General features: G+C 33.8%; 12 protein-coding genes. 11 read left to right on the top strand and 1 reads right to left on the bottom strand.

Features of this window, described 5'->3' with window-relative positions; all coding sequences use genetic code 11:
- Positions 1-43: 43 nt before the first annotated feature.
- Complete coding sequence (gene rpmB, locus B9Y54_RS10165; protein ID WP_034550470.1) at positions 44-232, bottom strand: 50S ribosomal protein L28; 189 nt, start codon at positions 230-232, stop codon at positions 44-46.
- 313 nt (positions 233-545) lie between these two features.
- On the opposite strand from rpmB, the gene B9Y54_RS10160 reads away from it, so the two are divergent.
- The 11 genes from B9Y54_RS10160 (at position 546) to ffh (ending at position 14,657) form a co-directional block, all read left to right on the top strand.
- A complete protein-coding gene (locus tag B9Y54_RS10160; RefSeq protein WP_085560125.1) occupies positions 546-908 on the top strand; it encodes an Asp23/Gls24 family envelope stress response protein in 363 nt (120 codons plus the stop codon).
- A 55-nt stretch (positions 909-963) separates the two neighbouring features.
- Positions 964-2,640, top strand: a complete 1,677-nt coding sequence (locus tag B9Y54_RS10155; protein WP_085560124.1) for a DAK2 domain-containing protein — start codon at positions 964-966, stop codon at positions 2,638-2,640.
- Positions 2,641-2,745: 105 nt separating this feature from the next.
- Positions 2,746-4,794 carry an ATP-dependent DNA helicase RecG gene (gene recG, locus B9Y54_RS10150; RefSeq protein ID WP_085560123.1) on the top strand — a complete coding sequence of 683 codons (2,049 nt, stop codon included), beginning with the start codon at positions 2,746-2,748 and terminating at the stop codon, positions 4,792-4,794.
- Between the two features lie 98 nt (positions 4,795-4,892).
- On the top strand, positions 4,893-5,903 hold the full coding sequence (gene plsX, locus B9Y54_RS10145; RefSeq protein ID WP_085560122.1) for a phosphate acyltransferase PlsX: 1,011 nt from the start codon (positions 4,893-4,895) through the stop codon (positions 5,901-5,903).
- Between the two features lie 106 nt (positions 5,904-6,009).
- Positions 6,010-6,252: an acyl carrier protein gene (locus B9Y54_RS10140; RefSeq protein WP_085560121.1), complete on the top strand. Its 243-nt coding sequence runs from the start codon at positions 6,010-6,012 to the stop codon at positions 6,250-6,252.
- Between the two features lie 200 nt (positions 6,253-6,452).
- Positions 6,453-7,148 (top strand): ribonuclease III, encoded by a 696-nt coding sequence (gene rnc / locus B9Y54_RS10135; RefSeq protein WP_085560120.1) that lies wholly within the window; start codon positions 6,453-6,455, stop codon positions 7,146-7,148.
- A 73-nt stretch (positions 7,149-7,221) separates the two neighbouring features.
- A complete protein-coding gene (gene smc, locus B9Y54_RS10130; protein WP_085560119.1) occupies positions 7,222-10,797 on the top strand; it encodes a chromosome segregation protein SMC in 3,576 nt (1,191 codons plus the stop codon).
- A 22-nt stretch (positions 10,798-10,819) separates the two neighbouring features.
- Positions 10,820-11,629 (top strand): sugar-phosphatase, encoded by an 810-nt coding sequence (yidA, locus tag B9Y54_RS10125; protein WP_085560118.1) that lies wholly within the window; start codon positions 10,820-10,822, stop codon positions 11,627-11,629.
- A 53-nt stretch (positions 11,630-11,682) separates the two neighbouring features.
- Complete coding sequence (gene ftsY / locus B9Y54_RS10120) at positions 11,683-12,681, top strand: signal recognition particle-docking protein FtsY (RefSeq protein ID WP_085560117.1); 999 nt, start codon at positions 11,683-11,685, stop codon at positions 12,679-12,681.
- A gap of 193 nt (positions 12,682-12,874) precedes the next feature.
- Complete coding sequence (locus tag B9Y54_RS10115) at positions 12,875-13,216, top strand: putative DNA-binding protein (protein WP_085560116.1); 342 nt, start codon at positions 12,875-12,877, stop codon at positions 13,214-13,216.
- A gap of 16 nt (positions 13,217-13,232) precedes the next feature.
- Entirely contained in the window at positions 13,233-14,657 is a 1,425-nt protein-coding gene (gene ffh, locus B9Y54_RS10110) for a signal recognition particle protein (protein ID WP_085560115.1), read from the top strand.
- Positions 14,658-14,705 lie beyond the last annotated feature (48 nt).

The following is a 14,705-nucleotide window of genomic DNA, read 5'->3' as shown; positions in this document are numbered from 1 at the left end:
AATAGAGTTGAGACAATTGTCTCAACTCTATTTTTTGTACTTTTTAAACGCGTTCAATTTTACCAGATTTAAGAGCGCGAGTAGAAACCCAAACTTTTTTAGGTTTTCCATCAACTAAAATGCGAACTTTTTGTAAGTTAGCACCCCATGTACGTTTTGTCTTGTTCATAGCGTGAGAGCGGTTGTTTCCGCTTTTTGCTTTGCGTCCTGTAATAACACATACTTTAGCCATTATTCTTTCCTCCTTTGCCGATATCTCGAAGCAAGGCTTCAATCTATACACTCATACTTTCATAATTTATCATAATTAGGGAAGATATGCAAGATTTTTCTTTCAAGGAATTTTACTTGACAGCCTAAAATCATAGAAAGTAGCGAGTAGTTTATTGTGGCATAATTATTTTAAAAAATAATTAATAAATATAACTACCTATTACTATTAGAGAACAGCGAGTTTTCACCTTAGACCTTTTAATATTCAGCCAGCTATGATAAAATATGGAGTAGTAATTCATGGCTAACTAGCAAAAAGGAGGATTTTTACCATGGCAGTTAAAATAAAAACGCAATTTGGTGTTATTGATATTTCAAACGAAGTAATTTCCACAGTAGTCGGAGGAGCAGCGACTGAAATTTTTGGGATTGTTGGTATGGCAAGCAAAAATCAAATTCGTGATAATTTAAATGATATTCTTAATAAAGAAAATTATTCGCGTGGTGTAATTGTACGTCAAGAAGATGATGGCGTTATAGTGGATGTTTACATCATCGTTAGTTATGGGACTAAAATTTCTGAAGTAAGCCGTAATGTACAAGAAAAAGTTAAGTATGATTTAGAAACAATGTTAGACATCTCTGCTAAAGCAGTGAACGTTTATGTACAAGGTGTTCGTGTCTTAAAAGATTAAAAAAAAGAATTTGTCGTAGTCACTTTGATTGAAAGTGATGAAGGAGGATATAGTAGTGAATGTTACAAAGTTAGAAGGAAAACAGTTCCGCAACATGGTTGCAGTTGGGGCCAAACGTTTAGATAAGAATGCTGAATATGTTAACTCATTAAATGTTTTTCCAGTTCCAGATGGAGATACTGGTACAAATATGAACTTGTCATTGGCAAGTGGAGTAAAAGCAATTGAAAATTGTGAGTCAAATAACATGAATGAACTAGCGGCAGCTTTGTCAAAAGGTTTATTGATGGGAGCACGTGGAAATTCAGGAGTTATTTTATCTCAATTATTTAGAGGTTTTGGTAAAGCGATTGAAAACAAAGAAACCGTAACAGCAAAAGAGTTTGCTGGAGCTTTTATGAATGGTGTCCAAACAGCGTATAACGCGGTCATGAAACCAGTTGAAGGAACTATTTTAACTGTAGCACGTGAATCAGCAAAGGCTGGTGAACTACAAGCTAAATCTACTGATGACGTTGTTGTAATAATGGAAGCAGTTGTTCGTGAAGCGAAAAAATCTTTAGCAAGAACACCTGATTTATTGCCTGTTTTAAAAGAAGTTGGTGTAGTAGATAGTGGAGGACAGGGTCTTTTATTTATCTATGAAGGATTCTTAGAAGTATTATCAGGTAAAGTCAATGAAGACGAAGAGTACCAACCTTCTCCAGAACAAATGAGTGATATGGTAAATGCAGAACACCACCGTAGCGTCTCGAATCATATTGCTACAGAAGACATTAAATTTGGTTATTGTACTGAAATCATGGTCAAAATTGGTGATGGAGAGACAGTCAAACAAGACTTTGACTATGATACTTTCCGCAATCATTTAAATGAAATTGGCGATTCTCTTTTAGTCGTATCAGATGATGAAATTGTTAAGGTTCATGTCCATACAGAATATCCTGGCGAAGTGATGAATTATGGTCAAGAATTTGGCTCACTTGTAAAAATCAAGGTAGATAATATGCGTGAACAACATGAAACAATCTTAGATAATGAAAAACCAACTGCTTCTAAAGCACCTAGCAAAAAAACGCCTTATGGTATAATAGCTGTCGCTGCTGGTGAAGGAGTACAAAATCTGTTTAAAAGCTTAGGTGTGGGTTACGTTATCAGTGGGGGACAAACAATGAACCCTAGTACAGAAGATATATTGAAAGCAATTGATGCTATCAATGCTGAAAAAGTTATTATTTTACCAAATAATAAAAATATATTTATGGCTGCTGATCAAGCTGCAGAAGTTAGTGAATTAGAGGTAGTTGTTATTCCAAGTAAAACGGTTTCTCAAGGGATGACAGCCATGCTGGCTTTCAATGAGTTAAATGATATGGAAACAAACAAAAAAGAAATGAGTATGGAATTAGAGAATGTTATAAGTGGTCAAATCACTAATGCTGTTCGCGATACAGAAATAGAAGGTATTAGTATCAAAAAAGATGATTTCATGGGAATAATTGATGGTGAAATTAAAGTTTCTAAACTAAATCGTAAAGAGGCCGCGCTAGAAACACTTAAAATGATGATTACTGATGAAAGTGAAATTGTAACTATTTTACTAGGAGAAGATGGTAATATGGACGAAGCTAATGAAATAGCTGGTGAAATTAGTCAAGAATTTCAAGAGGTAGAAGTTGAAGTTCACGAAGGACAACAGCCTGTTTATCCATACTTATTATCAGTAGAATAAATTAAATGAAATAGACAACGATAGTATTTTATTTTTACTATTGTTGTCTATTTTTAAAATTTTAAGTAAAAACCTTAAAAAGTGATGGAGAGGAGATGAACAACTATGGGGAAAAAGATTTATGATTCAGTATCTGTTCTTCCTTCGGTTGGACAAAAGCGTCAAGAAGCGTTAAATCAATTAGGCGTTTTTACGATTTTAGATTTGCTTTCTCATTTTCCTTTTCGTTACGAAGATATTCAAGAAAAAAATTTATTAGAGATAGAAGATCAAGAAAAGGTGACGTTAAAAGGAAATGTTGTCTCCGAAGCCGTTGTTAGTCGCTTTGGACCTAAAAAAAATCGTTTATCTTTTCGTTTGATCATCGAACACGCAGTCATTTCAATTACTTTTTTTAATCAATCTTATTTAAAAAATAAAATTGTTTTGGGCGAAGAATTAGCGGTGTTTGGTAAGTGGGACGCTAAGCGTAAAAGTTTGACGGGCATTAAAATCCTAGGAACGAGTTCAGGAGATTCAACAAACGATTTTGAATCTATTTATAAAGCAAATAAAGGGATAAAGCAAAAAACGATTTTTGAATTAGTAAAAAAAGCTTATCAAAATTACCATGAATTGATTCCAGAAAATGTACCTAATGAATTAAAAGAAAAGTATCGGCTGATATCTCATAATGAAGCGGTATATGGTATGCATTTTCCTACTTCACAAGAGCAATCAAAACAAGCTAGAAGAGAAGTTATCTTTGAAGAGTTTTTATTGTATCAACTTAAACTTCAGAGTCTGAGGAAAAAGCAAAAAGCAGCTGGTTATGGGTTACAAATAAAGTACGATGTTAAGGATCTAAGACGTTTCATCGCTTCTTTACCTTTTGAACTGACAAAGGCTCAAAAAAGGGTTGTGAATGAAATTTGTACGGATTTAAAAGAACCTATGCACATGCATAGGTTACTGCAAGGGGATGTTGGAAGTGGGAAAACAATTGTCGCAGCTATAGCCTTGTTTGCAACTGCAAATGCAAAGTATCAATCTGCATTGATGGTTCCCACTGAAATTCTTGCAGAACAACATATGGAAAGTTTAAGTCAGCTATTTGATCCTTTAGAAGTTAGAATTGCACTCTTGACAGGTTCAACTAAAGTAAAAGAACGTCGGATTATTTTAGAAGAGTTAGAAAATGGTCAATTAGATATTATCATTGGAACCCACGCATTAATTCAAAAAGATGTTTATTTTTCTCGATTAGGTTTAGTTATAACGGACGAACAACACCGTTTTGGAGTAAATCAAAGGAAAATATTGCGAGATAAAGGTAAAGAACCCGATGTTTTATTTATGACTGCGACGCCGATTCCAAGAACATTAGCCATTACAACGTATGGAGAAATGGATGTCTCCATTATCGATGAGTTACCGGCTGGACGAATCCCAATAGAGACAACTTGGACTAGACCTAAAAATTTTGAGCTGACATTAGAATTTATGGAGCGTCAATTAAGATTAGGTTCTCAAGCTTACGTGATTTGTCCGCTAATAGAAGAATCAGAAACGTTAGACGTAAAGAATGCGACAGATATTTATGAGAAGCTATCGGCTTATTATGCAACACGTTATCAAGTCGGATTATTACATGGTAAAATGAAATCAGCAGAAAAAGAACAAGTGATGCATCAATTTAAAGAAAATAAATTAGCTGTTCTTGTTTCTACGACGGTTATTGAGGTTGGAGTTAACGTGCCGAATGCTACAACAATGGTTATCTACGACGCAGATCGTTTCGGGCTATCTCAATTACATCAACTAAGAGGTCGGGTAGGACGCGGGCATAAGGAATCCTATTGTATTTTAGTAGCTAATCCTAAAAGTGAAACAGGTATTGAACGAATGAAAATAATGACTGAAACACTAGATGGATTTGTTTTAAGTGAAAAGGATTTGGAATTAAGAGGTGCTGGAGACTTATTTGGATCAAAACAATCTGGATTACCCAATTTTAAAGTAGGAGATATTATTGGCGATTTTGGAGCATTGGAAGCCGCTAGACAAGAAGCGACAGAACTGGTTAATAATCCTAAATTTATGATTGACCCAAAGTATTCACAGTTACGAAAATCACTTGGCTTGGAACAGTTATCTGAACAAAATTTTAACTGATAAGTATTGTTAAAACTATTCGTTAATACTAAAATGAAGTAGGAACCGTAAAATCTATAAAAAGAATCGTTTAAAGGATAAACAAGGAGGAATAAAGTGTGAAAATTGCAGTAGATGCAATGGGTGGAGATAACGCACCTAAAGCAATAGTCGAAGGTGTTGTGCTTGCAGCGAATGAATTTAAAGATATGGAATTTATTTTATACGGAAAAGAAGAGGCAATTAAACCTTATTTATCAAATGAAACAAATATCAGAATTGTTCATACAGATGAAAAAATAGAGAGTGAAGATGATCCTATTCGATCTATTCGTCGTAAAAAAAACGCTTCAATGGTTTTAGCGGCACAAGCTGTAAAAAATAAAGAAGCAGATGCTCTTTTTTCAGCGGGGAATACAGGAGCACTTTTAACAGCTGGATTATTGATTATTGGACGTATTAAAGGAATTGATCGTCCGGGCTTGCTAGTTACTTTACCAGTGATTACGGATTCAGAAAAAGGGTTCAATTTAATGGATGTCGGTGCAAATGCAGATTCTAAACCTGAAAATATCCATCAATATGCTGTTCTAGGTAGTGAATATGCTAAATTGGTGCAAGGAATAAAAAAACCAACTGTTGGCTTATTAAATAATGGGACAGAAGAAAACAAAGGTAATGACCTTACTAAACGTGCCTACCAACTTTTAAAAAATGAGCCAATGATTCATTTTATTGGGAATGTAGAAGCTCGTGATATTTTAAGCGGAGTTGCAGATGTTGTCGTCACAGACGGATTTACTGGGAACGCTGTCTTGAAAACGATTGAAGGTACTGCGATGTCAATGATGAAATTATTAAAATCAGCTGTTTACGATAACGGTACTAAAGCTAAATTGGGTGGTCTATTACTAAAAGATAGTTTGTCTGAAATGAAAGATGTATTAGATTATTCTAAACATGGAGGATCAGTACTATTCGGAATTAAAGCGCCTGTTGTTAAAACACATGGCTCAACTGGAAAAGAAGCGGTTTACTTTACAATTAAACAAATTCATGAAATGTTAGCTTCAAAAGTTATTGATGATCTTGTCACTCATTTTGAAGCAAAACAAGATGAAGGGATTTAAAGAGTAAAATACAAAAAAGCTAGACTTTATCTTTAACTATCTGTAAAATAAACATGTCTGATACGTAAAAAAAGTATAACAAAAAAGCCAAACGGGGGTGTAAGGATTGTCAAAGAATGAAACGTTTGAAAAAATTAAAAAAATAATTGTTGAACGATTTGGTATTGATGAAGAAAAAGTCACTCTTGAAATGACATTTAAAGATGATTTAGGAGCAGACTCACTTGATATTGTAGAATTGGTAATGGAATTAGAAGATGTTTTTGGGACAGAAATTTCTGATGATGATGCAGAAAACATCTCTTCTGTTGGAGATGCAGTAAGCTATATCAATGCAAATCTAAATTAATAGTAACCTAGAAGACTTTTGGTAAAGAATTTTTTCTTTTATCAAAAGTCTTTTTAGTGTTTTAATTTGATTTTATTTAAGTTAAGTAAAAAGTATAGTAAGATGGGAGTTCGTGGACGGAAAATGAAACTATTTATTTTTAGTTGAAAAAGCAGTATACTAGTACTAGTTTGGCAAGTCTGCTTGGGAGGAGAAAAAAGATGAATGAACTATTTTTAAAAGAACTTAAAGATGATTTTAACATCTCATTTAATAATACTGCTTATCTAGAAGAGGCATTTACTCATTCATCATATGTGAATGAGCACAGGAATCAAAATATAAAAGATAACGAACGTATCGAGTTTTTAGGTGATGCTGTGTTAGAATTGATTATTTCAAGATATCTTTTTGAGCATTATCCTACACTGCCAGAAGGACATCTAACAAAACTAAGAGCAAGAATTGTCTGTGAGGCAAGCTTGAGCTTATTTGCTAAAGATTGTGGTTTCGATCATTATATCCGTTTAGGCAAAGGCGAAGAGCGAATGGATGGTAGAAAAAGACCAGCCCTTCTTTGTGATTTATTTGAATCTTTTATTGGTGCTTTGTATTTGGATCAAGGAATTACTAAAGTATTGGAGTTTCTAAACCAGACTATGTTTCCTAAAATACAATCCGGTGCTTTCTCACATGTGATGGATCATAAAACGAATCTGCAAGAATATTTGCAGAAAAAAGGCGAAATAACAATTGATTATCAATTAGTCGAAGAAATCGGGCCAGCTCATCAAAAGGCTTTTGTTGTTGAAGTCAGCGCAGAAGGACAAATATTGGGACAAGGTCAAGGACGAACAAAAAAAGCAGCTGAGCAAGTTGCTGCAGAAAATGCTTTGTTGAATTTACAAGGCCAATAATAGAATTAAGGATAAGCTAGAATGTTTAGCTTATCCTTAATTCATGTACTTATTGAGAAAGGAGAAAGTTCATTTGCAGTTAAAACGAATTGAAATCACTGGTTTTAAATCATTTGCGGAGAAAACAATTATTGACTTCCACGAAGGCGTCACAGCGGTAGTTGGACCAAATGGTAGTGGGAAAAGTAATATTACTGAAGCTATTCGTTGGGTTTTAGGAGAGCAATCCGCAAAGAGTTTACGTGGAGGAAAAATGAATGATATTATTTTTGCGGGAACAGATTTGCGTAAACCGTTAAATTTTGCAGAAGTAACCTTAGTTTTAGAAAATGAAGATCATTTTCTACCTTTAGATTTTGCAGAAATAAATATTACAAGACGGTTGCATCGCAATGGAGATAGTGAGTTTTTTATCAATAAACAAGCTTGTAGATTAAAAGATATCGTAGAGTTATTTATGGACTCTGGGCTAGGGAAAGAATCCTTTTCGATTATTTCGCAAGGGAAAGTAGAGACTATTTTTAATAGTAAGCCTGAAGATCGTCGTTCTATCTTTGAAGAAGCAGCCGGAGTCTTTAAATATAAAACACGCAAGAAAAAAGCTGAACAAAAACTAGCAGAAACAGAAGATAATTTAAGTCGTGTTCAAGATATTATATATGAATTAGATAGCCAGATTGAACCATTAAAAATACAAAGCAGTATTGCAAAAGATTACCTATTGCAAAAAAAGCAGTTAAGTGATGTAGAAATCGCTTTAACGGTTGTAGAAATAGAACAATTAAAGAAGCAAGCGGAGAGTCAAAATCAAGAAGTTGACTCTTTTAATCAACAGCTAAATAAAATGCAAAAGATAAGTGTTGAATTAGAGAAAGAACTATTAGAATTAAAAAATGAAAAAAATAAGGTAACTGAAATAATAGACAGCGAACAAAATTCTTTAATGAAAATTCTGCAACACTATGAACAATTAGAAGGGAAAAAACAAGTTTTAAATGAAAGATCTAAACATACAAAAAAAAATCGACAACAACATGAACAACAAAGGCAATTAGCCAAAGAAAAAGTCGAACAATTGACTGAAGAATTAAAACAAGTAACTATAACAATAACAAAAAAAAGTGAAGACCAGAAAATAGGTCATTCTCAGTTAAAGAAAGCTCAAAAAGAACAGCAAATGTTAGCTTCTGATAGTAAAGAAATTAGGGAACAACTTCGTAGCAATTATATCGATTTAATGCAAGAGCAAACAAGTTTACGAAACGAACAAAACTATCTAGAAAAAAGTCTTAATCAAGTTTCACAAAAAAAAATGAAATCCACTGCTAGAATAGCTGCTTTAGAATTAGAAAAAGAACAATCTGAAATAAAGTTAACAAGAACGACTTCAGACATGAAGGCGATTCAACAAGAAATTGCAGAGAAGATTTTACATTATCAAGAACAACAAGTAACCGTTCAAGACAAACGTGTAATTTTAGAAAATGAAAATAAAAAAATGTTTGATGCATTACGAGTGGTTCAACAAGCTAAAGCAAAAAAAGAAAGTTTACAGGAACTAACGGATGATTATACTGGGTTTTATCAAGGCGTAAAAGAGATACTGAAACATAAAGTTAAGATTGGTGGAGTAGTTGGAGCCGTTGCTGAGTTAATTAGCGTTCCTAAAGAAAGTGAAATAGCTATTGATATTGCATTAGGAGCCGCTTCGCAAAATATTATTGTTCGAGATGAGACAAGTGCACGTAACTCAATTAATTTTTTGAAACAAAAACGCTCTGGTCGTGCAACATTTTTGCCTTTAACAACTATAAAATCACGTCATTTACCACTTTCAGTTGAGACAAAGGTTAAAAACAGTGCAGGTTTTATAGGGATAGCATCTGAAGTAGTTGGTTATCCTAAAGAAATCTCGTCAATTATCCAAAACTTATTAGGTACGACTATTGTAGCTAGAGATTTAGAGTCTGCCAATAGTATTGCAAAAATGATTCAATTTAGCTATCGTGTCGTAACTCTCGAAGGAGATGTTATGAATGCTGGTGGTTCTATGACCGGTGGAGCAAGTAAAAAAGGGAACCAAAGCAGCCTGTTTTCTCGAAAAAACGAACTGGCTACATTAAGTAAGCAGATTGATCAAATGGAAAATAAGTTATTAACTAAAGAAACAGAGGTTCAACAGCTAAAACAAACAGTGATAAAAGAAGAAGAGAAATTAGAAAAAGTACGAGAGTTAGGCGAACAACAGCGACTAAAAGATCAAGAATTAAAAAATGCACACACCGTTATTGTTGAAAAATTTACTCGTTTAGTAAGAGAATTAAAAGGTAATCGATTTGAAGAACAAGAAGAGAGACAAGAAGAAAATACTTATGTGAAACGTCTAGAGGCCATAAAAAAAGAATCTTTCATACTAAAAGATAAAATGGATCAAACCAAACGACAAATTGAGATGGTTTCTTCTCAAGATGAAGAAAGAGAAAAGTTACAAGCCACCATTCTACAAAAGGTTCAAGAATTAATGACTTCATCTGCAACTATTAAAGAACAAATGACAAGTTTGAAAAATGAGCATAATAGGATTGATAATCAATTAGAGATAGGACAAAAAGAGGTAGATAAGTTAAGGTTATTTATCCAAGAAATTTCTCAATCAAATGGGGATCAAAAACTTTCTGAGAGTGATTTAATAGCTAAATCTTCCAAGTTAAAAAAAGAAAAAGAACAAGTAGAACATTCTCTGATTCTCCACAAAGAAAAATTACTCTTGCTTCAGGAACGATTAAATCAAGTAGAACAAACAGTTACTTTAAAAAATAATCAACAGCTATATGTAGTTGAACAAAAAACAAAAGTAGAAGTTTCAGTGAATAGAAATGACGTTAGGATGGATAATCGATTAGTTTATTTAAGTGAAGAATACAACCTAACTTTTGAAAGTGCTAAACAACATCACACACCAACAATAAAAACAGAAGAAGCAGCACAAAAAGTTAAATTACTCAAATTAAGCATTCAAGAACTGGGTCACGTTAACTTAGGTGCGATTGAAGAATTTGAACGTATTTATAATCGGTATACCTTTTTAGTAGAGCAACGTGATGATTTACTAGGAGCTAAGGAAAGCTTGTACGAAACAATGAATGAAATGGATGAAGAAGTGATTCTTCGGTTTACAGAGACGTTTAATGCTATTCGCTTTCGTTTTAGCAAAGTCTTTCCCCAAATGTTTGGTGGTGGGATGGCTGAACTACGCTTGACAGATCCAGAGAATGTACTAACTACTGGAATTGAAATTATTGTTCAACCACCAGGTAAAAAATTACAGCAGCTAAGTTTACTGTCTGGTGGAGAGAGAGCCTTTACTGCAATTGCACTGCTATTTGCTATCATTCAAGTTAGACCTGTACCTTTTTGTATTTTAGATGAAGTTGAAGCAGCATTAGATGAAGCAAATGTCGTCCGTTTTGGCCGATACTTAAATGAATTTGATAGAGATACGCAATTTATTGTTATTACTCATCGTAAAGGTACAATGGAAGAAGCGGATGTTTTGTATGGTGTAACGATGCAAGAATCTGGTGTATCTAAGATTGTCTCTGTTCGATTAGAAGAAGCTGAACGAGGGAGTATAAATGCAATGAAATAAACACGAAGGAGTCGAAGATTAGATGATCAAATTAATTGCGATAGACTTAGACGGTACTTTATTAACGAAAGATCGAATAATATCCAATGAGAACAAACAGGCTATTTACGAAGCAAAAAAAAGGGGGATAAAAGTTGTCTTGTGCACCGGGAGACCACTTTTAGGGATGGCACATTATTTGGAAGAGTTAGATTTGAGAGAGCCAGGAGATTACTGTATTACTTATAATGGTGGGTTAGTTCAAAAAACGGATACTGGAGAAATTTTATCTCAGAAAACATTATCAAAACAAGAAGCTCAGGAATTGTATAAATTAAGCCAAGACATTAATCTTCCTTGTAATTTTATTGATTTAGAAAAAGTATACGAGCCTCCTTATCCATTGGGAAGAGAGTCATTGTATTCGACAGTAATGAACGCATTGCCCTTTGTCACTGTTACTTCTGAAGAACTTTCTGAAGATATGGCTATAAATAAAGTTGTTTTTTGTTATAAAGAAGAAATTTTAGATGAGGCCATTACAAAAATACCTTTAGAGTTTTTCGAAAAATTTACTTTAATGAAATCTAGACCAATTTTACTTGAATTGATGAACAAAGAGGTAGATAAAGGCAAAGGGATTTCTGTTCTTTGTGATCTTTTAGGAATCGCCTCTCATGAAGTAATGGCCATAGGTGACGAGGCGAATGACTTTGCAATGATTGAGTTTGCTGGAGTGGGAGTCGCCATGGAAAATGCCACTTTTGAAATAAAAGAAATTGCTCAATTTATAACTAAAAATAATAATGACCATGGTGTTGCATATGCTATTCAAAAGTTTGCTCTTCAATAAATAGATAAGTTGAATAAGTGAATGCGACTATAAAAAAGAAAAGAGGTAAGACAATGGGATTTTTTGATAAAATAAAACGAGCCTTTACAGGGGAAGAAAAAATTGAAACAACCGAAGTAACAGAGAAATATGAAAAAGGATTAGAAAAAACAAGAAAATCTTTTTCAAATCGAATGAACGAATTATTTGCAAATTTTAGAACAGTAGATGAAGATTTTTTTGAGGAATTAGAAGAAATTCTTATTGGCGCAGATGTTGGGTACGACGCATCAATGGAAATCAGTAACGCGCTACGTCAAGAGGTTAAATTGAAAAATGCTAAAAGTCAAGGTGAAGTACAACAAGTTATCATCGAAAAAATGGTTGAAATTTATGAGAAAGATAATACAGAAAAACCAGAAATTAATTTTAACAAAGATGGTTTAACCGTTATTCTGGTCGTAGGTGTAAACGGTGTAGGTAAAACAACTACCATTGGTAAAATGGCCAAACGCTATCAAACAGAAGGTAAAACTGTTGTTCTAGCTGCTGGTGATACCTTTAGAGCAGGAGCAATCGAACAATTAGTTGTTTGGGGCGAGCGAGTTGGAGCCCAAGTTGTGACCGGTAAAGCCGGAAGCGATCCAGCAGCTGTTGTATTTGATGCTGTGCGTCAGGCTAAAAAACAACAAGCAGATGTTTTGATTGTGGATACAGCTGGTCGTTTGCAAAATAAAGTTAATTTAATGAATGAACTAGAAAAAATGAAGCGCGTTATCGAAAAAGAAATTATTGATGGCCCACATGAGGTATTATTAGTTTTGGATGCAACGACTGGTCAAAATGCTATGGTTCAAGCTAAACAATTTAAACAAACAACGAACGTAACCGGGATTGTTTTAACAAAACTAGATGGAACAGCTAAAGGTGGTATTGTTTTAGCTATTCGTAAGGAATTAGATATACCGGTTAAACTTGTTGGCTTGGGTGAAGCAGTAGATGATTTGCAAGAGTTTGATCCAGGCGAATACATTTACGGGTTATTTAGCGGCTTGATTAAGGATTCAATGTAATCGAATAGTTTTAAATAAAAAAAGGATCTAAATAAGGATTCTTTTTTTATTTAAATGAATTACTTACACTTGTTGGGAATAGAGAGGAAACAGCTTAAAAGTATTGACTATTTAACCGATAATGAGTACGCTTAAGAAGTGTAATAATGAAACTCACTGTGAAAATAAGCCGGATAAAGAAGGAAGAGTTAAAATGGAAATGGAACGAACGAACCGCATGAATGCGTTATTCGATTTTTATGGATCTTTACTTACTGAAAAGCAACAAAAATATATGTTGCTTTATTTTGCAGATGACTATTCTTTAGGTGAAATCGCAGAAGATTTTGATGTGAGCCGACAAGCAATATATGATAACATTCGTAGAACAGAACAAATTTTAACTGATTATGAAAAAAAACTACATCTAGTAGAGAATTTTAATCAAACAGAAGAAACGCTTAATGAGTTCTCTAATTATTTAAAGGCCCATTATCCAAATGATAAAGTAGCAGAAAACTATATTCAACAGTTAAAAAAAGAATCAGTAGAATAAAGGAATGGTGAATTAAATGGCATTTGAAGGATTATCAGAAAGATTACAAAATGCAATGGCAAAAATGCGTCGTAAAGGTAAGGTATCTGAAACAGACGTAAAAGAAATGATGCGAGAGGTAAGATTAGCCTTATTAGAAGCAGACGTTAACTTTAAAGTAGTAAAAGATTTTGTGAAAATTGTTAGCGAGCGCGCAATAGGCTCAGAAGTATTAGAAAGTCTTTCGCCAAGTCAACAAATACTAAAAATCGTTAGTGAAGAGCTAACAAGTTTAATGGGTGGCGAACAAAGTACCATTCAAATGGCAGCTAAAGCTCCAACAGTCGTTATGATGGTCGGTTTACAAGGAGCAGGTAAAACAACAACGGCTGGAAAACTAGTAAACCATTTGAAAAAAACGCAAAACAAACGTCCTATGATGATAGCAGCTGATATTTATCGTCCAGCTGCTATTCAACAGTTAGAAACATTAGGAGAACAATTAGATATCCCGGTATTCTCAATGGGAGATCAAGTTAGTCCGGTAGAAATTGCTAAGCAAGGGATCCAAAAAGCTAAAGAAGATCATCTTGATTTCGTTATTATTGATACGGCTGGACGTTTGCAAATAGACGAGACATTGATGACTGAGTTGATAGACATTAAAGCTGCTGTAAACCCTACAGAAATCTTCTTAGTAGTAGATGCTATGACAGGTCAAGAAGCTGCAAATGTAGCGGCATCTTTTAATGAACAACTAGATATCACGGGTGTCATTTTGACAAAACTAGATGGCGATACTCGTGGTGGAGCAGCTCTTTCTATTCGTTCAGTTACTGGGAAACCAATTAAATTTGTTGGTCAAGGTGAGAAGTTGGATGCACTAGAACCATTCTATCCTGATAGAATGGCAAATCGAATTCTTGGTATGGGAGATATGCTTACTCTGATTGAGAAAGCCCAGCAGGATTTTGATGAAAAGAAAAATGAAGAAATGACAAAAAAATTAAAAGATAACAGTTTCGATTTTAATGATTTTATTGATCAAATGGATCAAGTAAGTAACATGGGACCGATAGAAGATATCCTTAAGATGATTCCAGGTATGAGCAATGCTCCAGGACTTGAAAATTTACAAATAGATCCAAAAGATATGTCTCGTATGAAAGCTATCGTTTTATCGATGACACCCAAAGAGCGAAAAAGTCCTGATATTTTATCTCAAAGTAGAAGACGTAGAATTGCAAGAGGTTCAGCAAGACCGATTGCAGAGGTTAACCGTATGATTAAACAATTTAACGAATCAAAAAAAATGATGAGTAAAATGACTAAAGGAAATTTTGATGGTATGGATGGAATGTTTGGTCAAGGTGTCAAAGGTAAAATAGGTAAAATGGCAATGAATTCTATGGTTCGTAAAAATAAAAAGAAAGTCAAAAAGAAAAATAAAAAGAAACGTTAGAACCTAAAAAAAATAAAAAAAAGACTGTAAAGAAAAAACACTTTACAA

Origin of the sequence: Carnobacterium iners (assembly GCF_900177385.1) — a bacterium.
Classification (GTDB): domain Bacteria; phylum Bacillota; class Bacilli; order Lactobacillales; family Carnobacteriaceae; genus Carnobacterium_A; species Carnobacterium_A iners.
The sequence above is the reverse complement of the archived record's forward strand: the minus strand, read 5'-3'. Positions and strand labels throughout refer to the sequence as shown.

Bases quoted from the DNA above. Each gene is read 5' to 3' on its own strand.
- B9Y54_RS10160 (WP_085560125.1), top strand. From the start codon at position 546: ATGGCAGTTAAAATAAAAACGCAATTTGGTGTTATTGATATTTCAAAC.
- rnc (WP_085560120.1), top strand. From the start codon at position 6,453: ATGAATGAACTATTTTTAAAAGAACTTAAAGATGATTTTAACATCTCA.
- yidA (WP_085560118.1), top strand. From the start codon at position 10,820: ATGATCAAATTAATTGCGATAGACTTAGACGGTACTTTATTAACGAAA.
- B9Y54_RS10115 (WP_085560116.1), top strand. From the start codon at position 12,875: ATGGAAATGGAACGAACGAACCGCATGAATGCGTTATTCGATTTTTAT.
- rpmB (WP_034550470.1), bottom strand. From the start codon at position 232: ATGGCTAAAGTATGTGTTATTACAGGACGCAAAGCAAAAAGCGGAAAC.
- recG (WP_085560123.1), top strand. From the start codon at position 2,746: ATGGGGAAAAAGATTTATGATTCAGTATCTGTTCTTCCTTCGGTTGGA.
- ffh (WP_085560115.1), top strand. From the start codon at position 13,233: ATGGCATTTGAAGGATTATCAGAAAGATTACAAAATGCAATGGCAAAA.
- ftsY (WP_085560117.1), top strand. From the start codon at position 11,683: ATGGGATTTTTTGATAAAATAAAACGAGCCTTTACAGGGGAAGAAAAA.